We start from the raw sequence: 23,293 nt of genomic DNA on the forward strand, positions 1-23,293 counted from the left end.
CCAAAGTAAATCTTTTAAAAGTTTCCACACAAAAAATGTAAGTGTTACAAGCAAAATAGGTTGGCTATTGCATAAAATAGTATTCTCTAAACACCTCTCCATCTTTTATCATGCGCACGCTGTATCGTTTGTTGGTAAGCGAAAGTGGAAATGGATTGTAGCGAATGCTGTGATGGCCGTCTATAAATTGAGTGGTTTCAATAATGGGCTTTAGCAATTCGCCTTGTTCGCTATAGTAACCTGCCGAAACCATGCTTGCGGTATCGTTCTTAAAAATAATATTTCTATCGGATTTGCTGCTGTTGAAGGCGTACATTACCTGTGCCATGCTTTTATCTTGGTTTTCTCTTTTGAGTTGTTCGAGGTTTACTCCTTTTAGATTGGCAACAAATTGCTGGAGGTTAGCGGTTACATTTTCTTTTTCCGATGAAATGGAGAGAATGGGGCTGTTGTCTGAAAGACTCCAAACAGCGCGTTGCGCAGCCGAATTTTGATACTTGTTTTTAGCAATATACTGTGCCATTTTAAGTAAAGCATCAGGCGCTTTTTTACCTATTTTGTATTGTATTTTTGCATTAGGCGAACTCATAGAGAGTTGTGCGCACATGGCGTAAATAAACTGCTTGCTTTTGCCTTTAGGTTGTAAAGTAATGAGCAGCGGTTGTGTCATCAATAACGCTTGATACCCAGGTTCTGCAGGCTCCATCATGAAGCCTTCTTCCATCTCGAGTTGCAGTGGTTGGTTGGTATGGTTTACCAGCTCCATTTGCAGCTTGGGATCAAAACCGCCAGCACGCATTTCTTGTGGAATTTCTTTACTGTTTGAGCCGGATATGGCTGCCGATATGCTTTGGTTGGCAAGTGCATTTACTAAATGTGCTGCATGGGTGTGTAACGAAAGTAATACAGTAAAAGCAATGATGGTGTAGTGTTGCATAACCGATTGTGTTTTGGTGATGAACCTTTAACGCAACTACCTAAAAATTTATTGTGAAGTGTTGTGCTTGGCAAGTTGGGTAAGCTGTGTTACCAACTGTCTGTTTGTTTAATTTGGTTGAAGATAGCTTCTAATTCCGGTTGTGGTTTTGTGGTAAATATACCTTGGGCAATTTCTTCTTTCATGTAGCGAAGGCGCTCCTGCGTGAGCGGATGCGTGCTCATAAACTCGGGAATGTATTTTTCTGTACCGCTAGAGGCGTGTTGCAGTTGCGAAAATAAATCTATAATGCCTTGTGGATTGATGTGCTGCTGCCGCAAAATTTCAAGTGCATTTATATCGGCTTCTTTTTCGAATGCGCGCGAAAAATTTAAGTTGCGAATGGCTTGTGCATTTTCTAAAAGTAGCGCTGCAATACCACTCACATCATTAAATAAAACAGAAACAAAAATATAGCCTGCCATGCTTTTAAAGAGCGATCGGGTAGAGTGTCGGAATTTTATGTGCGAATACTCGTGCCCCAACAAAGCGGCCAATGTTTCATAGTTTTTCATACTGTCTAAAATGGCGCTATATATCACCATTTCGCCACCGGGCAGGGCAAAAGCATTCATGGTGCTGCTTTGTACAACAGTAATATTTACGGGTATTTCCGATTGAATATCCATTGCTTTGAAAAACTGATTCAGCAGTTTGCTTTTAGCAGTATCGGTAGGTGTGTTGGCAATGAAGTTTTTCTTCAATTCTTCGCCAAACTGTTTTTCATAACTTATGGGAACCATAACGGCAGCGCGCTCGGCAGCCCATGGCAATGCCCAAAAGTAAATGCCGCATCCCATCAAAACAAATGCAATACCAATTAGTAAGAGCCCTCCCAGTCCCCAACTGAATATTTTACTGTAAACATTACTTTCAAATTTCTTTCGGGGGTAAGTTTCGTAGAGGGATTGTACAAAATTGGGATGCTCAACTTCAATATATTGGTGTGGAAATTTTCCATACTTCAATACTACTTTAGTACCATTGCCAAAATCCGAAGGATGAATACCTGCAATATCCCATTCTATAATAGTTGTGCTTGCATTTATTTGAATTGAAATGCGCAGTGTGTTTGGCTGTAGCTGTACTTGCGCAGGATGCGCCTTGCTGGTTTTTCCATCGTAATACTTTGCGGGAAAGTTCATAATGCAGAATGCTTTACAGTGCAAACCAATAGAAAAAAATGGTGTAGAATTTGGTTTTTTCAAAAAACGCTTATCATTGCAATGTAATTATGTATTCAAAGGGTTGCTCAACCCATAATTCAGCATAACGTTTAAAGTAAAAATCTCACTGGTTGAGAAACTAATTTTTCAGATTGATTTAATGCAATTTTCTAAACTTAATTTATAGTTAATGTACAGCGTTCAGCAATTGAATGAAATGATTCTGCCCGAATTACAGGAAGTGGCAGCTAAACTAAACATCGAAAATTTTTCTTCTCTTGAAAAAGAAAGTTTAGTTCAAAAAATAATGGAAACACAAAGTGGAACAACTGCCGAAGTTGGAGCGGCAGAAGAAAAACCTAAGCGACCACGTGTGCGCAAAACAGTTAAGAAGGAAGAGAAACCTTCGGTAGAAACTGCTTTGCCTGTAAGTGAAGAAGCGCAGCCGGAGTTAGCACCGGCAGTAGTGCCAACCGAAAGTGAAACAGTAGTAGAAGTAGCTGCCGAAGTAAAGAATACACAAGAAGCTACTGCAGCCGGAGAAGATAGTGCCGAAAAAGGCGGAGGAGCAGAAGCGCCAGCACCACAGCAACAACAAAATTCCGAAAATCGTCAGTTTAGACAGGAAAGATTCCAAAAGCCAAAGCAAGAGTTTCGCCCTATTTTTAGTGTAGAAGCCGATGCTATAATTGAAGGTGAAGGCGTATTGGAAATGATGCCTGATGGCTATGGTTTTTTACGCAGCAGCGATTACCAGTATTTAAGTTCGCCCGATGATATTTATGTATCGCCCTCGCAAATAAAATTGTTTGGATTAAGAACAGGCGATACCGTGCGCGGAACCGTACGCCCTCCAAAAGAAGGCGAAAAGTATTTTGCATTATTGAAGGTAGATACACTCAACGGACGCTTACCGGAGGAAGTGCGCGATCGCGTACAGTTCGATTTCTTAACACCTCTCTTCCCACAACAGCGTTTCAGGCTGTCGGATCGCAACAGTAATAATATGACACTGCGCATGATAGACCTCTTTTCCCCTATAGGAAAAGGACAGCGTGGTATGATTGTAGCTCAACCCAAAACAGGTAAAACCACCATTTTAAAAGAAATTGCAAATGGCATTGCCTCAAACCATCCCGAAGCATATTTAATTGTATTGCTTATAGATGAACGCCCCGAAGAGGTAACAGATATGGAGCGCAGCGTGCGAGCCGAAGTTATTGCTTCTACTTTTGATGAGCCGGCAGATAAACATGTGAAAATAGCCAACATGGTATTGCAAAAATCAAAACGCTTGGTAGAGTGTGGTCATGATGTAGTAATTGTGTTAGACTCTATTACGCGTTTGGCAAGAGCATACAATACAGTAGCTCCCGCATCGGGCAAAGTATTGAGTGGTGGTGTAGAAGCCAATGCATTGCAAAAACCAAAGCAATTTTTTGGCGCTGCCAGAAAAATTGAAAAAGGTGGCTCGCTCACCATTATTGCTACCGCTCTAATAGATACCGGCTCCAGAATGGATGAAGTGATTTTTGAGGAGTTTAAAGGAACAGGAAACATGGAACTCCAATTAGATAGAAGACTTGCCAACAAGCGTATTTATCCGGCAATAGATGTGGTTGCTTCCAGCACCAGAAGAGATGATTTACTATTGGAGCGCGATGTAATGCAACGCATGTGGGTATTACGTAAGCACTTAGGCGATATGAATGCCGAAGAATCTATGAACTTTTTGTTGCAGCAAATGAAAGGCACTAAGAGCAACGAAGAGTTTTTGATTGGTATGAATGGCTAAGCAATAGTGAAGCATTGTGAGCACTTAGTAGAAACTGCCTAATTATGTGTTCATTCCAATTGGTTTTTGAAGATAACTCAGGCAACAAAACAGCAGCACCTTTTTTGTAGTTTTATATCTTCGTTACTAATGAAAAAGACATGGTTGTGGTTAGGGTTGGCAGTGCTTGCAGTAGCAGCATTGGCATTTTCTTCTTTTTACCTGTATAAAAAATTAAGTAGTGAGCAGTTGGCACAGCAAACACAGCAGCGCCATGCAGAAAGTGTGCAGGAAACCATTATTCGCTACGGTATGAACCTTACCGGATGTAAGTTGCTTACATTTTCGGTGCAACCCAACGAACTGCTTACCGATATTTTTACAAAACACAATATCGCTACCTCAGTAGCATCGTTTGTAATAGCCGAATCGCGCGAAATATTTAATCCGCGCAAAATGAAAGCCGGCAACAACTACACTGTAGTAATGCAGCACTCCGATAGCGGCATGGTTCCTAAAAAAATTATTTACGAAGAAGACAAGGTAAACTATGTAGTGTTCAATTTCGATGATTCTACATATATCTATCGTGGAAAACACAATGTAGAAAGGAAAAGGCGCGAAGTTGGTGGCACTATTAAAAGTTCGCTGTATGAAACTTTAGATGCCAACAATATTCCATCATCTTTGGCAGTGCGCATGGCCGAAATTTTTTCTTGCGTAATAGATTTCTATCGCATACAGTCCAACGACTATTTTAAAATAATTTACGATGAAGATTTTGTGGAAGGCGAGAGTGTGGGTGTAGGAAAAGTATATGCTTGTTTGTTTAGCAATGGCGGCAAAGAATATCAAGCATTTTATTTTGAAAAAGAAGGCTCGCACGAAGGAGAATTTTATGATGAAAAGGGCGAAAGCATGAAGCGCCAATTTTTGAAATCGCCTCTTAAATTTTTTAGAATTAGTTCTAGGTTTTCGGGTTCCAGATTACACCCTGTTACCAGAGTAGTAAAGGCGCATTTGGGTACAGACTATGCAGCACCTTATGGCACTCCAATTATGGCAACAGCCGATGGTGTAATAGAAGAAGCACAGTTTAAACGCCACAATGGAAACTATGTGAAAGTTCGCCACAACGGAGAATTTAAAACCCAATACTTACACATGAGTAAAATTGCCAAAGGTATGCACCGCGGTGTGCGGGTACGCCAGGGAGAAGTAATCGGGTATGTGGGAAGCACAGGCTTGGCAACCGGTCCACACGTTTGCTACCGTTTTTGGCGCGATGGAAAGCAAGTAGATCCATTTAAGCAGAAAGTGGCTATAAGCGAGCCTTTGCCTGCAAAGTATAAGTCGGAGTATTTAAAGAATATTGAACCATTGAAGCAAACCCTTGCTGCTATTGCAATTGAACCTCAACCGGAATCTACATTAAGCGCTGCTGTATCTTCTTCGCAAAATTGGCGTAAGAGCAGGTAGGCAGTTTTTTGGTGACTCCGAATCTTTTTTCACACAATAACCTTCGCATGAAGCAAAGTTTACTTTTTTGCTTTTCGCTCTTGTTGGCTTTTCATTGCGCACAAACTCAAGTAATTTTTTTTGAAAACTTTCAACAAGGAATTCCGGCAACTTTTACATTGGTAAATGGCGATAATAAAACGCCCGCTTCGCAGGTATCTTTTGTAAACAATGCGTGGGTTGCCCGCGAGTGGCACTCGGTACTGCAAGATACGGCTGCCGTTAGTACTTCGTGGTACACGGTGCCTGCTCAGGCCGATGATTGGCTTATTACTCCGGCAATTCCACTTACAGCAAAATCTACTTTAAGTTGGAAAGCATTTGCCATAGATCCCGATTTTCGCGATGGCTACGAAGTGCGTATTTCTACTTCAGGGAATAGCGTAGGCGATTTTACTACGGTACTCTTTAGTACTACTGCCGAGCAAACTTCTATAGTTACACGCACTGCCGATTTACAAGCATATACAGGACAAACGGTGTACATTGCTTTTAGAAATAATTCATACAATAGAAATTTGCTTTGGATAGACGATATTCAGGTGGCGCTGAAACCTCCATTTGATGCTGGTATTCTTTCTTCGGATTTGCCTTCGCGCTATACGGTTATTCCCCGTGCGCAGCGCACGGCATTTTTACCTTTGGCAGTGGTAATAAACGATGGGGCAAATGCACTGAGTAATGTGAAAGTTTTCTGTGCCGTTCACCAGAATGGAGTATTGAAAAAATTAGATAGCAACGAGGTGGCTATTTTAGGCAGTGGATTGGTTTCTACCTTTAACTTTTCTGCATTTACGCCTATAGATACCGGATTGTTTGAACTGAGCTATTTTACAAAAATTGCACCACCGGATGGCAACCCTGCCAACGATACGGCACGGCATTTTCTTTGGGTAACCGACACCATTTATGCTCGCGATAATGGCGCAGTAAGCAGCAGCGTTTCAATTGGTGCGGCTGCCGGAGAGTTTGGGCAGTGGTTTGGCATTGCACACCCTGCAAAGGTAAGCTCGGCAACGGTGTATTTGAATAAGCCATCGGTAGGCGCTCAGGTAAAATTTAAGTTGTATGTATTTGGAAACTCACCACAGGGTTTGGTAGATTCTACCTTTAGTTATACTACTACGCTAAGCGACTCGCTGAATGGTAAACTGCTTACGCTCGATTTTATTTCAAAAATTAAAATGCAAGTTGGTAAGTACTTTTTGGCAATAGTGGAAGAGGGCGGTAAAAATTTGAATGTAGGTGCTTGCGATGCGCTGCAAACTTCGCAAGTAAATTGGTTTCGTTTTGGCGGCAATCCCTTTGGGCGGTGGGCTTCGGGCAATGAATATGATTCGCTGCTGGCCACCCAAGCTTATACTAAAGTGTTGGCAATGCGCCTGAATGTGCAAAGCGCTTGTGCTGTGTTGCCAAACTTTGGAATGGCTGTAGTGCCAACTTGTACCAACACTGGTTCGCTTACTTCTAATTACACTAGCGAGAACCCTGCTCCGTATTTATATGAGTGGAGTACAGGTAGCCACAGTGTTGGTATTGGTAGTTTGGTGCCCGGAGTTTATACGCTTACTGTTACCGATAATTTTGTATGCACTTTTACGCAAACCGATACCATTAAGGTGGTGCCTATTCATATTGTAATGAGTGTAAAAGATGTTGGTTGTAAGGGGGAAAGTAATGGTACTGCTACTGCTAATTCTTTTGGTGGAAATGGCAATTACACCTACACATGGAATACTGCACCTACACAAACTTCTAAGACGGCAACCGGATTAAAGCAAGGAACTTATTCTGTAACCGTAACCGATGGAAGTTGTGTTTCTTCGGCATTAGCTCCAGTTTTGGAGCCGCCAACACTCATGCAGGTTGATGTGGTAGCGAAGGTGAATCCAAGTTCGGCATTGGCGCAAGATGGTGTAATAACAGTAAACGCCACCAATGGGCAACCGCCATACGAATATGTTTGGAATGATAGCTTGGTGCAGCCGCAACTCAGCGGTATTGGTGCAGGACGGTATTGCGTAACCGTAACCGATGGAAGAGACTGCGTAATTGAAAAGTGCGATACCATTGGTTTTGGCGTTGCCATAAATGAGGCAGCGCTACAGCAGTTTCAGGTGTTTCCTATTCCTGCCGATGGTATATTATCGGTAGAAACCGATGGCGGTATTATTTGGGATGTTGTACTATATGATAATGCGGGAAATGCAGTGTTGCAAAGTACTTTGGAGCAACGTGCCATTTTTAATGTGAGCGGCCTTGCCTCCGGTGTGTATGTGCTGGAGTTGCGCAATGCTACTTCGCTGTTGCGGAGGAAGGTAAGTATTATTCACTAAGCAAGTTTTTTTGGGAAGGAGCTGGTGTGTTTGCCTGTTTGGCGGGTAGAGCGTGTTTTTGTTGATTAGAATAGTCAGACGATTGTAGTTATTCAAAAATTAAATTTAGATTTGTCTAAAATTTAGTTTTGAAATCGTTTAAACTCTGTTTTGTCTTAGTATTTTGCATAGCTAAGAGTATAGTTGCACAGCAGGCACCAGCAAGGGATTCTGTATTGCAGGGAGAGCTAAAAGAAGTAGTGGTAAGCGGCACCTTGCGTGAAACCAGCAGGTTGGCATCGCCAATACCGGTTGAAACTTTTACGCAAACATTCTTTAGGAAAAGTGTTGCGCCTACCTTGTTTGAATCGTTGAATTTAATTAACGGTGTGCAGCCGCAGATCAATTGCAATGTTTGCAATACGGGCGATATTCATATAAACGGTATGGAGGGTCCTTACACAATGGTACTTGTAGATGGCATGCCCATTGTGAGTGCGCTTTCAACGGTGTATGGGCTAAGTGGTATTCCTAATTCGCTGATAGAAAGAGTAGAGGTTGTGAAAGGTCCCGCATCAACATTGTACGGCTCGGAGGCGGTGGCAGGTTTAATAAATATAATAACCAAACATGCACCGAGTGCTCCAAAGTTTTCAGCAGAAGTAAATGGCTCTACTTATGGTGAGTTTAGTGCCGATGTGGCATCTAAATTTACCATGAAGCGTGCATCAACACTTCTTTCGGCAAGCTATTTCGATTATTCATTTAGAACGGATTTAAACCACGATAATTTTACGGATATAGCATTGCAGAAGCGTGTGAGTGTGTTCAATAAATGGCAAATTCAGGGTAAAAGAAACGATATGCTCAACTTTGCTTTGCGTTACCATTTTGAAAATCGCTGGGGAGGAGAAATGCAATGGGAAAAACGCTGGAGCGGCAGCGATTCTATTTATGGTGAAACCATTCAAACACAACGAGCAGAGGCGTTTGGCAGTTATGGTTTTAATATAAAAGCAGAGCAGTTTAAAATAGATTTTTCCTATAACTATCACCTGCAAAAATCTTTTTATGGAACGGTGCGTTTCGATGCACAACAACACTTGGCCTTTGCGCAACTAAGATGGTTTAAAACTATTGGCAGACACTATTTGCTGGCAGGTATTCCGCTGCGGTTTACATACTATGACGATAACACGGTTGGCACACAAACTTTGCAGCAAGATGGCGCGGTTAAGAACTATCCATCGCATACTTTGCTCTCAGGAATTTTTGTGCAGCACGAAGGAAATTTTCATCGTTACTTTACATTGCTCACCGGCTTGCGTTTCGATTATCACCAGCAGCACGGCAGTATTTTTTCGCCACGCATGAGTGTAAAAATTCCCATTAGCAAAAGCCATGTAATTCGGTTGAGTGGCGGCAATGGCTATCGCGTAGTTAATTTGTTTACCGAAGAGCATGCAGCACTTACAGGTGCACGAGAAGTAGTGGTAAAACACAAGTTAAAACCCGAGCAGAGTTGGAATGGCAACTTAAATTATGCTTCTACCATTCAGTTTAAGGCAGGTTTCTTGAAGTTAGATGTAAACGGTTTCTATACTTATTTCAGCAATAAAATTGTACCGGATTACACCACTCCCGGAAAAATTATTTTCGATAATATACAAGGCTATGCTATTAGCCGAGGTTTCTCTGTAAGTGGCGATTTGTTTTTCGATAATAGCTTTAAATTATCGTTGGGAGCTACGGTGCTCGATGTATATAAAATGGAGAAGAGTGGTACGCAAACATGGCAAAAAGTGCCACAAATACTGGCAGCTCCATTTAGTGGAACATTCTCGGTTGGCTATTGTATTCCTAAAATTAAAGTTCAAATAGATTGGAGTGGAAAGCTAAACAGTCCCATGCCACTGCCGGTGGTTCCCAACGATTTTCGCCCTGCAAAATCTCCTTGGTTTTGCTTGATGAATATTCAGTTTTCGCGAAAATTTAAGTATGGAATAGAAGTGTATGCAGGTGTAAAAAACTTATTGAATTTCAAGCCTAAAGATCCGCTTCTCCGCCCCTTTGATCCTTTCGATAAGCATATAAATGAAGACAATCCCAATGGCTACACGTTTGATACGTCTTACAACTATACGTCTTTGCAAGGTGTGCGTGGGTTCTTTGGATTCAAATGGATTTGGGAATAACCTTATTGGTGATTTTTAAAAATACTCTCGGTAACAATAGAATAAATCTTAGTCATTTCTGCTTCGGCAGAAAGCAATTTCAGGTGTTCCTCAATGGTGAAAAAATCTTTGCGTACGGCAGGTCCGGTTTGTAGTTTTGAAGGACTATTGTGCTGTATATTTTCTGCCGATTGAGCAATGAGCGGACGCAGTATATCTAAAGAAATGTGTTGCGATGAAAGAATGTTTTCTGCCAGCTCAAACATGTGATTGGTAAAGTTATTGGCAAATACTGCTGCTACGTGAATATACTGCCGTTGCAGCTCGCTTACGCAGTGCACACTGCTTGAGATTTGCCTTGCCAATAGTGTCAATTTTTCGGTAGTGGCTTCGGTATTTCCTTCTATTAAAAAGGGAACAGTTGCAAACGAAAGCGGCACATCTTTTTTCATAGTTTGCAAGGGATAAAAAATACCCGGTTGCGAACTGCATGTTGCTAAAACCTCTTTGGAGCGAAAGCCGGAAGAGTGCGCAACAATACTATTGGTAAAAGGCAGTAAACCAGCAATGGCTTCAATGGCATCATCTTTTACGCAGAGGAGGATAACATCGCTTTCGGTATTTACTTGCCTAAGTGCAAAATTGGGTGTTGCTTCTACTTCCGATGCCAATTGGCATACTGCCAATTCATTACGCCCCGTAATTTGTAGTATTCGATTGCCGCTTGCTTTAAGCGCTTTTGCCAAATGCCAAGCCACATTGCCACTTCCAATAATGGATATATTCATAAGCAATTGTGTAATGTTTATAGAGCATATTTACAATTATTGCACTTGCTAATGCAATAAAATGCCAATGCAAATTATACTGAAAAACTTTCGCCACATGCACAAGTACGCGAAGCATTCGGGTTGCTAAAGTGAAATCCTTTTCCGTTTAAACCATCGGTGAACTCTAAAGTAGTGTTGCACACATATAAAAAACTGCGCAAGTCTGTAACTAGTTTAATGCCTTTATCTTCAAAAATCTGATCTTCCGGTTGTAGTTGATTATCTAACTGCATATTGTAGCTTAAACCGGAGCATCCTCCGCCTTGCACAGTTATGCGCACAAAACTACCTTCCGGTTTTTGTTCGCTTTGTATAATAGATTTTATTTTTTCGCTGGCGGCATCAGAAACGTACAACATAGTTTTTCAATCTTTGTGTTGGCGAAAGTAAGCCAACTTAATTTTCAAACGAAATTCTAAGAAGTTAAATGAATAAAATTGAACACATTGGCATAGCCGTAAAGAATCTTTCGCAGGCCAATAATACGTATGCCAAACTATTGGGGAAGCCGCACTACAAAACAGAAAGTGTAGTTTCTGAAGCCGTTGAAACTTCATTTTTTCAAGTTGGAGAAACCAAAATTGAACTCTTGCAGGCAACGGCACCGGAAAGTGCCATTCACAAATTTTTGGAGAAAAAGGGCGAAGGCATTCACCATATTGCATTTGCTGTAACCGATATTGCCGCTGAGGTTGAGCGCTTAAAGGCAGAGGGTTTTGAACCCATTAGCAAAGAGCCGAAACGCGGTGCCGACAACAAGTGGGTGTTTTTCTTTCACCCTAAAAATACACACGGAGTTTTAATTGAATTATGCCAGGAAATAGAATAGTGATACCGCCCAAAGTGCTGCCAAAAAATCAGAACCTGCGGCTTTGCAAAGTTTCATTCCTTACATTTGCAACATGAGTAAAAGAGGAAAAGTGTTGGTTGCCATGAGCGGAGGAATAGACTCCACCGTAAGTGCCGTAATGCTGCACGAACAAGGTTATGAAGTAGTGGGAATTACCATGAAAACGTGGGATTATGCCAATAGTGGCGGTAGTAAAAAAGAAACAGGCTGCTGTAGTTTAGATTCTATTAACGATGCTCGGCAAGTGGCGGTAGAGCTTGGTTTTAATCATTACATTTTAGACATAAGGGGCGAGTTTGGCAATTTTGTAGTAGATAATTTTGTAGAAGAATATTTGGCGGGTCGCACACCCAATCCTTGTGTGCTATGCAATACGCATATTAAGTGGGAAGCATTGCTGAAACGTGCCGATGCCATGGACTGTGAGTTTATAGCTACCGGACACTATGCACAAGTGCGCGCAGAAAATGAGCGCTATGTAATATCTAAAGGATTAGATGCCAATAAAGATCAGAGCTATGTTTTGTGGGGCGTAAGCCAGCAGTGCCTTAGCCGTACCATTTTTCCAATAGGCGGCTTTCATAAACCGCACATTCGCCAAATGGCTCGCGATATGGGATATACAGAACTTGCCAATAAAAGCGAGAGCTACGAAATATGTTTTGTACCCGATAACGATTATCGCGGTTTCTTAAAACGTAAAGACCCAACCTTAGAAGCAAGAGTTAAAGGAGGCAGTTTTGTGGATAAAGAAGGACGTGTAATAGGTAAGCACGAAGGTTATCCTTTCTATACCATTGGGCAGCGCAAAGGTTTGGGTGTAGCATTTGGAAAGCCCATGTTTGTTACAGCTATTATTCCGGAAACCAATACCGTTGTATTGGGCGAAGAAGTAGATTTAGAAAGAACGCGTATGACGGTAGGAAAACTAAACCTACAAAAATACACACAGTTGCCGGGTAAAATTCCTGCCATTACCAAGGTGCGCTATAAACATGAAGGAGAAAGCAGCCTTATTGAACAGCATGGCGATTTAGTGGCAGTAGAATTTATGGGTAAAGTAAGCGCCATAGCTCCGGGGCAGAGTGCCGTGTTTTATGAAAATAACGATGTAATAGGAGGTGGAATAATTATGGCAAACCCTTCTGTGCAGGCAAGTTAAACCATACTTTCAACAAATCTGCTGAAGTTCCCCTTTTTACCATTTTTCTACTGCTATATTCGCAATCGAAAAGGTAAAAACATGAGTGAAATTTTGAGCGAAATTAAAGCCAACGAAACCCGCTTTCTACATGAATTATTTGAACTGTTGCGCATACCTTCAGTAAGTGCCGATGCTAAGTTTGCTGCCGATGTACATAAAACGGCTGCATTTGTGGCTCAAAAACTTACCGATGCCGGAGCCGATAAAGTACAGTTGTTTTCTACACCCGGTTTTCCGGTAGTGTATGGCGAAAAAATAATAGATGCTTCTAAACCAACAGTGCTTGTGTATGGGCACTACGATGTGCAACCTGCCGACCCATACGAATTATGGGATGCACCTCCATTTGAACCTGTGATAAAAGATGGGAAGATTTATGCCCGTGGCAGTGCCGATGACAAAGGGCAAATGTATATGCATGTAAAAGCTTTTGAAATACTGATGAAGCAAAATGCGCTGCCATGCAACATCAAGTTTATGATTGAAGGCGAAGAAGAAATTGGAAGCGAACATTTAGAAGGATTTGTTACTGCACATAAGGACTTGTTGAAGAGCGATGTGGTATTGATTTCAGACACCTCTATGATTTCTAATGAAGTGCCAAGTATTACCACCGGTTTGCGTGGTCTTAGTTATTTAGAGGTAGAAGTTACGGGTCCTAATCGCGATTTACATAGCGGAGTATATGGCGGTGCTGTTGCCAATCCAATCAACATATTGTGCGATATGATTAGCAAGCTGCACGATGAGAAAAGAAGGGTAACCATACCTGGTTTTTACGATGATGTGGAAGCCGTAAGCGAAGTAGAGAGAGCAGAAATGGCAAAAGCACCATTCAGCCAGTTAGAGTATAACAACGATCTTGGTGTTAAGCAGGAATTGGGCGAAGAAGGTTTCACTACTTTAGAAAGAGTTTCTATACGCCCTACTTTAGATGTAAACGGTATTTGGGGCGGTTATACAGGGCAGGGTGCCAAAACGGTATTGCCTTCTAAAGCCTATGCAAAAATATCTATGCGTTTGGTGCCCAATCAATCGCACGAAAAAATTACCAAACTCTTTACCGAGTATTTTCTAAACGCGGCACCGGAATGCGTGCAAGTAAAAGTAACACCTATGCACGGTGGCGAAGCAGCCGTTACACCCACCAATTCCATAGCCTACATGGCTGCGGCAAAGGCTATTGAAACTACTTACGGCAAAGCGCCAATTCCGCTGCGCACTGGCGGAAGTATTCCTATTGTTACCATGTTTGAAAGCGTGTTGGGAACTAAATCGGTATTGCTGGGCTTTGGGTTAGATAGCGATTCTATTCATTCTCCTAATGAACATTATGGAGTTTGGAACTATTTTAAGGGTATAGAAACCATTCCATATTTCTTAAAGTACTTTGCAGAAATGAGTAAGTAAAAAATGAAGCTGCCAACTGTTGCTGAAAAATGGAATACTCCAAAGCTTTGGTGGTTAATAGCCGGCTTGTCAGTTGGTTTTATATATGGTGCTGTATTTATTCGCCATCAAGTGTTTCCGCATAGTTGGGTTAAAAGAATACTCTATGGCAACGAAGTAGATTCTACTAAAACCGGACCTTGGTCTATCGGAATTTATGAAGGTAATTCACCCTTTAATTTACAGCCGGCAAGTAGTGCTAAAAATCCGGTAATAAGCGCTAAAGATGTATCTGATATAGATGCAGTGTTTGCAGCCGATCCGTTTTTTATTCAAAGCAACCACCAATTCTTTTTATTTTTTGAAGCATTGAACCGCAGCACCAATGCGGGCGATATTGCTTATGCTGAGAGCCAAGACGGCTACCATTGGCAGTATAAAAAAGTGGTGATAGACGAGCCATTTCACCTATCGTTTCCTTATGTGTTTGAATGGCAAGGCGTTTACTATATGATTCCCGAAAGTAACCGCGATTATTCGCTTAGGCTATATAGAGCAACTAACTTTCCCGATAAATGGGAATTAGATACCATATTGCTATCGGGCTATAAATTTGTTGATCCGGCTATTGTAAGGCATCAAAACCGTTGGTGGTTGTTTTTATCGAGTGTAGATGACGACATATTGAATATCTATTTTTCTGATAGTTTACATCAAGGCTGGCGGCCACATCCATTAAATCCGGTGGTGAAATTTAACCGCCATATTGCCCGCCCTGGCGGTAGAATATTTCAATACGATGGCAAGTTGTATAGAATGGCGCAAGACGATGAGCCGGAGTATGGCTTACAGGTGTTTGCCGTAGAAATTTTGGAACTTACCGACAGTACTTATAAAGAGCAACCAATTATGGATAAACCAATAGTGGCAGGCTCCGGCAGGGGATGGAATAAAGCAGGTATGCACCACGTAGATTTGTTGCCAGTGGGCAACAAATGGATAGCTGTTACCGATGGCAGAGTTGAGTAACAATGTGTGTGAATTAAGTTTCTGCTACAAAAGTTGCTTCAAACTAAAATTCACTAATCTTTGCCTTAGAAAGTAGATTTATACATGAAGAAAGGAAAGAAGAAAGCAGCAGATTCGATGGTGGCTACAAGTGTGCCGGAAAGTAGTTTGGAACACAATGCCACAGGGCTTCCATATATTATTGTATTTCTTTTTGCTTGTTTAATTTATGGCAATACACTTTGGAATCAATATGCTTCAGACGATGCTATTGTTCTTACCGAAAATATTTATGTGCAGAAAGGTTTTGGCGGCATACAGGATATTTTTACCCACGATGTTTTTGAAGGTTTTTTTAAGGAGAAGAAGAGCCTAGTAGCAGGCGGCAGGTATAGGCCGCTCAGCGTAGCAACTTTTGCAGTGGAGTATGGTTTGTTTGGTTTAAACCCTATGCTTAGCCATGCGGTAAATGTGGTGTTGTTTGCTGTTACTTGCTTGCTAATTTATTACTTGTTGATGCAGTTGCTTCCGCTTAGCAGCACAACGCCATTTTATGTGTCAATTCCATTCCTGGCGAGTATGCTGTATGCTGCACATCCTATTCACACAGAGGCAGTAGCCAATATCAAAGGACGCGATGAAATTATGAGTATGCTTTTTGCAATAGCGGCACTTACAGCATCGGTGCTGTATGTAAGCAAGGGTGCCAAGTGGCTGGTGGTGGCAGTAGCAGCAATGTTTCTTTCATTGCTTTCAAAAGAAAACTCAGTTACATTTCTTGCAGTAGTGCCGCTTACGTTTTACTTTTTTACCAAGGCAACTCCTAAGCAATATTTTGCAGCAGTAGCAGCAGTGTTTATTCCTACGGTTTTGTATTTGGCATTGCGCAGCCAGTTTGCGGCATCGGGTTTGGCAGAGGAGTCGTCAGAAATATTAAACAATCCGTTTGTGGGCGCCACTTTTGCGCAGCGCTATGCTACTCCGGTGTATAGCTTCTTACTGTATTATTACAAATTGGTTTTTCCGCATCCGCTGAGTCACGATTACTATTTCAACCAAATTCCGTTGATAGAGTTTGGCGATGCAAAATTTATTACGGCTTCTATTGTAACCTTGGCACTTATTGGAATTGCCATTAACCAATTGAGGCGCAAAACGGTAGTGTCTTATGCTATTCTGTATTACTTTATTACGTTTTCTGTAGTGTCAAATATCTTGTTTTCGGTAGGTATTATTATGAACGAAAGGTTTTTGTTTATGCCTTCGTTGGGATATTGCTTGTTGTTGGCTGCCGGTTTTTATTATTTCTTTCAAACAAAAAAAATGCCTGCAATGGTGGTGGTTGGGTTAGCTGCGGTGGTGGTGCTGTTGTTTAGTGCAAAAACTTTTAGCAGAAATTATGTGTGGAAAGACAACCTTACCTTGTTTACCACCGATGCCAAAAATTCGCCCAATAGTTCTAAGGTAAATACTAGTGCCGGTGGCGATTTGCTGGCAGCCAGCGATAAAGAACCGGATTCGCTCCAGCGCAAAAAAATGATTGAAGAGGCAATGGTATATCTTACCAGGGCACTCAATATTTATCCGGATAACTTCAATACACTTTTATTGATGGGCAATGCTCAGTATAAGTATTACAAAACAGTAGATGCTGCATTGCCATTTTACAATAAAATTATTGCGCTTAAAAAGGGTGGAGAATTTCTTGCCAACCAAAATGCAGGCAATTTATTATTTGCAGAGCAGAAGTATGCGGCTGCCATTCCGTATTTGCGTACGGCAGTAAATATGCAGCCAAGTAATATAGAAATGCTGCTAAGGTTAAGCGATAGCTATGCTTTAAATGGCCAGGCAGATACTGCGCTGTTTTACACCAATTATGCCTACCAAAAGCAGCCCGAAAATGCAATGGTGGCACACCAGTTGGGCAGAATTTACGGCAGGTATTTGAATCGCCTGGAAGAGGCTATTCCATATTTGCAAAAAGCAGCACAGCTAAACCCTTCTGAAACTACTTATTTAGAAGATCTTGGAGTGGCGTATGGTTTACTGGGAAAGTTTGATGCAGTAATAGAAACCATGAATAAGCTACTTCAAATAAAACCAAATTACAAGCCTGCATACTTGAATATGAGTATTTCGTATCGCAATAAAGGCGATGCAGCACAAGCAGACTTGTACATGAAGAAAGCTATGGAACTACCATAGGTTTTTATTTTGCCAATAGAATATTCAACACAAAAAAGAGGTAGAGGTAAATCCATAAGGCATCTACAAAATGCCAGTAAAGTGCCATGTATTTTACCTTGAGTTTGGCATAGGGATCGGTATCAAAAAGCAGTTCAGCCACAGGATTGTTTTCGCGCTCTTTAGCCTTTAACCAAAAGTATGCCAGTATGGCCACGCCCACAATTAGATGCAGCAAGTGTAATGCCGAAATTACATACAAGTAGGCTCCTGCCACATTGTTTTGCAACTTAATACCGCTGTTTTGCAATTCACTCCAAGCCATTAGTTGAAAAATGGTAAAGGCAATACCCAACATAGTTGTAACCATCATGCCGTTTGCAAAACCATGTGCATCATCGCGCAAATTGGCAATTCTAGTTTGGTGCATACTATAGCTGCTAACTAAGATAATTACAGAGTTTGCGTGAAACAATAATGGTAGTTGAAAACGATTAAAGCTAGTACCGTAAGTAGTTAAAAAGTAAAATACCGAAAGCGTTAAAAACACAACAGTAATGCTCGCCAAAAGCAAATAAGTACTAACCGCTATCGGATGATACCTGAATACACGCTGTTGAGTTTTGTTTTTTTGAGATGAAGCAATCATAATAAATTGTGTGCTTGCAACTTAAACCGATAGCTTGCAAATGGCTACCATACTTGTTTAAGCATCTGCCTTCTTTTTGGCTTTCCACCAAAAAAAGCCAATGGTTCCGGCAATAATATATGGTGTAAGAAACAAGTACAATACGCCCTTGTTAATGCCTGCCGCAGCAGTAGAGCCGCCTTCCAAAGACGTTTCGGCACTTGCTTTACACATGGCACATTGTGCACTTGCATCAACAGCGGTAAATGTTACCGCTATTAAAAACAAACTTGCTGCTAACCAATTTTTCATGTTGCTAAAATAGTAAACACCCAACAGTTGCCCACAATAAATATTTGCTAAAAATTAAAGTGCCTTCTAGTACAGGAATGAAATGAAAATAAATGTGCATAACTGTTGTGTATATTGCTTCTTAAAGTGTTCACATACAACATATTTAAGCTGTTTTGCATCTGTGTTGAAAAAGTAGCTACCTCCGCTGCTATGCTTTATATCTTTAAAAGAAAAAAGCAGTATGAAAAGTTTAGCCGAAAAACAATGGAGAAAATTAGACGGGCAACGTATCGAAAAGCCAATTTGGGATGCCATTGAAGACGCACTTGTAAGAGAGGGCGAATTGGGAAATCCCATTAAAGTATGTATTGGTACCGATAGCCAAGTTCACGGAGCCGAAACGGAATTTGCCACTGTAATTGTGGTGCTGCGCAAAGGCAGAGGCGGCTACATGTTTATTCAGAACGAAAGGAGTACACAAAGAATGAGTTTAAAAGAACGCTTGCTAATAGAAGTGTCGCGCTCTATTGATATTGCTTACAAGCTGTGCCCGCTATTCGATAAGTACAAAACTGAACTTGAGGTACATGCCGATATAAACACCAACCCAAAATTCAATAGTAATATTGCTTTAAACGAAGCTATGGGATATATTCTTTCTATGGGCTTTACCTTTAAGGCAAAGCCCGATGCTGTGGCTGCAAGTTGCTGTGCAAATAAAGTGGTGTAACTCTTGATTTACGGCAAAAAACGGTTTACTTTACACTAAAATAATTACGAAATGAATTGTAAATACTTATTGTTATTAGTATCTATTGTGTTTAGTTTTTCAGTTTTTGCCCAAGAGGCTACTCCTGCCATGGGAGGTTCAAGCACAGCACAAAAATCTACGGTTGATGTTGCTGCCCAAAAAATGCAAATGCGCATTACCCGCATTTTGCAATTAGATGAAGCTACATCTGCCAAGTTATACCAGCCTGCACTTGAGTTTTTTAAAGAAAAGACAGCGGCATCGGCATCTACAGCAGAAGCGCGCATGGCTTCATCTAATAGCCGAAGTGTAGCATTGGCAGCATCGGTAGAAAAGAGGAATGCAGCCTTTAAAACTATTTTGGGTAATGAAAAATATGCTGCTTTGCAAAAGCATATAGAAATCGCTAAGGCAACACAAGCCGAAGGAAAAGCATACAGCGTAAATCCCGATGCTATATTGATAGATTAAGATATTAGTATCTTGTAAATAAAGAAGCCGTTTTCAAATTTGAAAACGGCTTCTTTATTTTATGTATCTACCAAAGTAATTTTATACAGTTACGGCTTCTTTTGCCATGAGGTATTTTACTTTTTCCCAAGGCTCATGCTCGAAGTGCTTACGGTCTTTTATTTTTTCGGGGAAACGCACATGGTATTCAAATTCGTGGCGGAAATGGCGGATGGCCGCAGCTACAGGCCATGCGGCAGCATCGCCCAGTGGGCAAATGGTATTTCCTTCTATGCCACGTTGTATATCCCAAAGCAGGTCTATGTCTTCCATGCTGCCGTATCCGTGTTCTATACGCCATGTTACTTTATCTAACCATCCGGTTCCTTCGCGGCAAGGCGAACATTGTCCACAACTTTCGTGGTGATAAAAGCGCGAAAAATTCCAAGTATTGCGCACAATACAAGCGCGGTCGTCATATACAATAAATCCTCCGGAGCCAATCATGGAGCCGGTAGCAAAGCCACCATCGCTCATGCTCTCGTAGGTCATAATTCTATTTTCGCCTTTAGCGGTTTTAAATAGCAATTCGGCTGGCAAAATAGGTACAGAACTTCCTCCCGGTACGCAGGCTTTCATAGGGCGGTTGGTTTGCATGCCTCCCAGCCATTCATCGCTCATTACAAACTCATCTACGGGTAAGCCTAGTTCAATCTCATATACGCCCGGATTTTTAATGTTGCCGGAGGCAGAAATTAGTTTAGTTCCGGTAGATTTTCCTACGCCTATTTTGGCATATTCTTCGCCTGTGTTGTTGATAATCCATGGCACGGTGGCAATACTTTCAACATTATTTACCACGGTGGGGTTTCCATATAAACCAACTACTGCCGGAAATGGAGGTTTAATGCGCGGATTACCGCGTTTGCCTTCTAGCGATTCTATGAGTGCGGTTTCTTCTCCGCAAATATATGCTCCGGCTCCGCAGGTAACATATAAATCTAGATTGTAGCCGCTGCCTTGGATGTTTTTTCCGAGCCAGCCGTTGGCATAAGCTTCGTTGATTGCTTTTTCGAGTATGCGGTAAATCCACATATACTCACCGCGGATATAGATGTACGAAAGATTTGCTTCTAATGCAAAACTGGAAATAATCATCCCTTCTACTAGCAGGTGGGGGATTTTTTCCATTAAAAAGCGATCTTTAAATGTACCCGGTTCCGATTCATCGGCATTGCAAATTAAGTGGCGTGGGCGACCACTCTTTTTATCTATAAAACTCCATTTTAAACCGGTAGGGAAGCCTGCTCCGCCTCTTCCGCGTAAGCCGGATTTTTTTACTTCCTCCACAATGTCGTTGGGCGTAAGTTTCAATGCTTTTTCTACTCCGGTATAGCCGCCTTTGCTACGATATACTTCGTAAGTTGATATTCCGGGAACATCTATGTGCTCTAACAAAATTTTTCTTCCCATTGTATAGTTATGCTTATTACTTCAATTTCAAACTTGCAAAACGCCCCGCTAAAATAGAATTTAGCAACAGTTGTTCAAAGGTATTCTTATATCGTTGTTCCACATTGCTTTAAACAGCTTTCTATTACAGTTTTTTCTTCTTCGGTAAGGAGCGGATAGTTTTTTACTTTTTGCAGCAATTGAATGCTTTTTTCGCAATTGTTGTTTCTGAAATATAGTACGCCCAAATTCAATACGATATTGGGATTGTTGGGGTTTAGCTTGTTGGCTTTTTCAAAGCAATTGATGGCGCCATCTAAAGATTCGGGCAATTGCAATGTAGCTTTATAGCACTCTGCCAAACTTACCCATGCGTTTACATGGTTGCTTTCTGTTTGGGTGGCTTGCTCAAATGCTGTTTTTGCTTGGTTGTAAAACCCTTGTTTGTATAGTATAGTTCCCATGCCCATTAGTGCAGGTACATAGGTGCTTTTTTGCTGTAGTGCAGCGGCAAAGTATTGCTGGGCTGCTTGTGTAAAAGCATCGGCACTGTCTTTGGTAGCGGCAAAACTTTTTTGGTAATAAATTTCTCCTAAAAGTGCAAATCCCTTCCACGACTCTTCGGATTTGCTGAGTTGGGTGGCATGTGGCAGCGCCAATTGTGGTTGCTGAATGTTTAAATAATAAGAGGCGGCTGCAAAACTATTTTCGTTTTTAAAGTGAGGTTGGTTGCTGTAAAATGGATTCAAAAATTTATTGAGGGCAGAGGCTGTTTTAGAAGTGGGCAGGCTTGCCAATGGTTGAAAAATATCGCGTACAGGTGTTGCTTGGTTATCTTTTACATATACCACTGCAATGGCATCAGCAAATACAGCTTTAAAGCCATTGCCTTGAGCCAGCCATGCGTGTAAATTGGCGTATTGCGGGCGAAACAGTACTACATATTCAAACTGATATTTTTGATTGAGTGCATTGAATTTTTCCGGCTCTAAAACGGCTTCGGTAAAGGTGTTGAAGAAAGCGGGCGGAAACACATCTAAGTCGCGCAGGTCTATGAAGGTTTCAAATCCACTTACTTTCCAAAGCAGGAAGGAAGAAGTAAGGTAATCTGAGAAACATTTGCCGCTCAGCTTGTTTTGGATAATAAATTCGGCAGCGCCAATAGGGTTGTAATCGGGGCGTATTTCCAAACCAAATTTATCTCTGCTGCCAATGGCTTGGTAGTAAGTATTGGTAATAACAGATACATAAAAAACAAGCAGTGCAATGGCACTTACGGGCAATAAAAATTTAGCTGCTTTTTTAAAAGATTGAAGCAATACGGCACCCGCACTTACCGCCACCGGAAACAGCACCAATACAAGAAATATTATATTCCTAAAAGCAGAAGTGGCTAAATAGCCAAAGGCAATTACTACCATGCAATAGCCTATTGAAAGTGTGCGGAATTGAGCGCGTTTTTTTAATGCTATGAACAATAAAAAAGCCATGCCTGCAACCAACCAAGCTGTGGCAAGCCATGCTTCTTTTTGCCAGTATTGGTGCGATGAGATGGATAGCAGTTCGGTGGTGTATTTATTTTCAAAAACTTGGTTGAAAATTGAAAATGGTTGGAGCAACATTTTAGCGCCATAAGGATTTATGAAAATGGCAAGCACGCTTAAAATTACGGCTGCTGCTTGCCGTAAAAATGCTTTGGGTTGAAAGGGCGACAATGCCAATATTTTTTGCTCCACAAACACAGCAACTAAAAAGATGAGATTGATAACCACACCTATGGCAAATGCCTCGTGAATGTTGGCCCAGATACATTGCAGTGGAATAATCCACCAAATAACAGGTTTATTTCCGTTTCGATACTTTAAGTTGAGCCATAAAAAAACGATGCTTAGCAGGTAACTGCTCATTTCAGGGCGACCGTTGATGCGGTAGTCTATACTGATAAACAGCAATGGAAGTAATAATAAAAATGCAGTAGTGGCATGTGTTTCTGCATTCAATTTTTTGGATATTTCGGTACTAAGTTGGAACAAAAAAAACAGCAGTGCCAAGAGTACCAAACCTTGTAGGATAAACACATTTTCCGAGCCTAAGAAATTGCTTACCAGCGCAGCAACTACTTCAAATCCCCATTTTATGTTTATCCATGGTTGCCCTTTTTGAGTATATGAAAATACATCTTCGGTAGGTACTTTGCCGTGTGCTATAATCCATTCACCCGTTTTAATTTGCCACCACAAATCGGGTTCGCGCAAACCTTTAAAGCTAAGCGCAATGGCACATAATGCTGCCAATAAAATAGATATGGTGCGGAGGTGTTTCACAAA

19 protein-coding genes are annotated in these 23,293 nt (G+C 41.3%); 11 read left to right on the forward strand and 8 right to left on the reverse strand.

The features are described 5' to 3' along the window. Positions 1-64: 64 nt before the first annotated feature. Both KF872_01125 and KF872_01130 read right to left on the reverse strand, forming a co-directional pair. On the reverse strand, positions 65-937 hold the full coding sequence (locus KF872_01125; GenBank protein MBX2902126.1) for a hypothetical protein: 873 nt from the start codon (positions 935-937) through the stop codon (positions 65-67). 89 nt (positions 938-1,026) lie between these two features. Continuing rightward, on the reverse strand, positions 1,027-2,121 hold the full coding sequence (locus tag KF872_01130; protein ID MBX2902127.1) for a M48 family metallopeptidase: 1,095 nt from the start codon (positions 2,119-2,121) through the stop codon (positions 1,027-1,029). A gap of 211 nt (positions 2,122-2,332) precedes the next feature. Here KF872_01130 and rho point away from each other — a divergent pair, with 211 nt between their 5' ends. The 4 genes from rho (at position 2,333) to KF872_01150 (ending at position 9,944) form a co-directional block, all read left to right on the forward strand. After that, the gene (gene rho / locus KF872_01135) at positions 2,333-3,937 is read left to right on the forward strand and encodes a transcription termination factor Rho (protein ID MBX2902128.1); all 1,605 of its coding nucleotides are present in this window, start codon (positions 2,333-2,335) and stop codon (positions 3,935-3,937) included. 129 nt (positions 3,938-4,066) lie between these two features. Next, complete coding sequence (locus tag KF872_01140) at positions 4,067-5,395, forward strand: peptidoglycan DD-metalloendopeptidase family protein (protein MBX2902129.1); 1,329 nt, start codon at positions 4,067-4,069, stop codon at positions 5,393-5,395. Between the two features lie 47 nt (positions 5,396-5,442). After that, positions 5,443-7,770 carry a choice-of-anchor J domain-containing protein gene (locus tag KF872_01145; GenBank protein MBX2902130.1) on the forward strand — a complete coding sequence of 776 codons (2,328 nt, stop codon included), beginning with the start codon at positions 5,443-5,445 and terminating at the stop codon, positions 7,768-7,770. A 128-nt stretch (positions 7,771-7,898) separates the two neighbouring features. Next, positions 7,899-9,944: a TonB-dependent receptor gene (locus tag KF872_01150; protein ID MBX2902131.1), complete on the forward strand. Its 2,046-nt coding sequence runs from the start codon at positions 7,899-7,901 to the stop codon at positions 9,942-9,944. A gap of 2 nt (positions 9,945-9,946) precedes the next feature. Here KF872_01150 and KF872_01155 read toward each other — a convergent pair whose 3' ends face one another. Then, positions 9,947-10,711, reverse strand: coding sequence for a DUF2520 domain-containing protein (locus tag KF872_01155; protein MBX2902132.1), 765 nt, complete (start codon positions 10,709-10,711; stop codon positions 9,947-9,949). Between the two features lie 74 nt (positions 10,712-10,785). Beyond that, positions 10,786-11,112 (reverse strand): iron-sulfur cluster assembly accessory protein, encoded by a 327-nt coding sequence (locus KF872_01160; protein ID MBX2902133.1) that lies wholly within the window; start codon positions 11,110-11,112, stop codon positions 10,786-10,788. A 68-nt stretch (positions 11,113-11,180) separates the two neighbouring features. Between KF872_01160 and mce the strand changes: the two genes are divergently transcribed. The 5 genes from mce to KF872_01185 all read left to right on the forward strand — a co-directional run bounded on the left by mce (position 11,181) and on the right by KF872_01185 (position 17,412). Beyond that, the gene (mce, locus tag KF872_01165) at positions 11,181-11,582 is read left to right on the forward strand and encodes a methylmalonyl-CoA epimerase (protein ID MBX2902134.1); all 402 of its coding nucleotides are present in this window, start codon (positions 11,181-11,183) and stop codon (positions 11,580-11,582) included. Between the two features lie 73 nt (positions 11,583-11,655). Next, a complete protein-coding gene (gene mnmA, locus KF872_01170; GenBank protein MBX2902135.1) occupies positions 11,656-12,765 on the forward strand; it encodes a tRNA 2-thiouridine(34) synthase MnmA in 1,110 nt (369 codons plus the stop codon). 81 nt (positions 12,766-12,846) lie between these two features. Beyond that, positions 12,847-14,217: a dipeptidase gene (locus KF872_01175; protein ID MBX2902136.1), complete on the forward strand. Its 1,371-nt coding sequence runs from the start codon at positions 12,847-12,849 to the stop codon at positions 14,215-14,217. Between the two features lie 3 nt (positions 14,218-14,220). Beyond that, positions 14,221-15,225 (forward strand): hypothetical protein, encoded by a 1,005-nt coding sequence (locus tag KF872_01180; GenBank protein ID MBX2902137.1) that lies wholly within the window; start codon positions 14,221-14,223, stop codon positions 15,223-15,225. 84 nt (positions 15,226-15,309) lie between these two features. Then, entirely contained in the window at positions 15,310-17,412 is a 2,103-nt protein-coding gene (locus tag KF872_01185) for a DUF1736 domain-containing protein (GenBank protein MBX2902138.1), read from the forward strand. A gap of 4 nt (positions 17,413-17,416) precedes the next feature. On the opposite strand, the gene KF872_01190 is transcribed toward KF872_01185, so the two are convergent. Together KF872_01190 and KF872_01195 are read right to left on the reverse strand one after the other, a co-directional pair. Continuing rightward, positions 17,417-18,040 carry a heme-copper oxidase subunit III gene (locus KF872_01190; protein MBX2902139.1) on the reverse strand — a complete coding sequence of 208 codons (624 nt, stop codon included), beginning with the start codon at positions 18,038-18,040 and terminating at the stop codon, positions 17,417-17,419. A 57-nt stretch (positions 18,041-18,097) separates the two neighbouring features. Then, positions 18,098-18,331: a hypothetical protein gene (locus KF872_01195; GenBank protein MBX2902140.1), complete on the reverse strand. Its 234-nt coding sequence runs from the start codon at positions 18,329-18,331 to the stop codon at positions 18,098-18,100. 223 nt (positions 18,332-18,554) lie between these two features. Here KF872_01195 and KF872_01200 point away from each other — a divergent pair, with 223 nt between their 5' ends. Continuing rightward, a complete protein-coding gene (locus tag KF872_01200; protein MBX2902141.1) occupies positions 18,555-19,043 on the forward strand; it encodes a hypothetical protein in 489 nt (162 codons plus the stop codon). Positions 19,044-19,094: 51 nt separating this feature from the next. Further along, positions 19,095-19,535, forward strand: coding sequence for a hypothetical protein (locus KF872_01205; GenBank protein MBX2902142.1), 441 nt, complete (start codon positions 19,095-19,097; stop codon positions 19,533-19,535). An 81-nt stretch (positions 19,536-19,616) separates the two neighbouring features. Here the strand turns inward: KF872_01205 and nuoF are convergent, their stop codons facing one another. Both nuoF and KF872_01215 read right to left on the reverse strand, forming a co-directional pair. Continuing rightward, positions 19,617-20,987: an NADH-quinone oxidoreductase subunit NuoF gene (gene nuoF / locus KF872_01210; protein MBX2902143.1), complete on the reverse strand. Its 1,371-nt coding sequence runs from the start codon at positions 20,985-20,987 to the stop codon at positions 19,617-19,619. Positions 20,988-21,073: 86 nt separating this feature from the next. Beyond that, on the reverse strand, positions 21,074-23,290 hold the full coding sequence (locus tag KF872_01215) for a tetratricopeptide repeat protein (GenBank protein MBX2902144.1): 2,217 nt from the start codon (positions 23,288-23,290) through the stop codon (positions 21,074-21,076). Between the last annotated feature and the right edge of the window lie 3 nt (positions 23,291-23,293).

The sequence above is a fragment of the Chitinophagales bacterium genome, assembly GCA_019638515.1.
Lineage (GTDB): Bacteria > Bacteroidota > Bacteroidia > Chitinophagales > LD1 > UBA7692.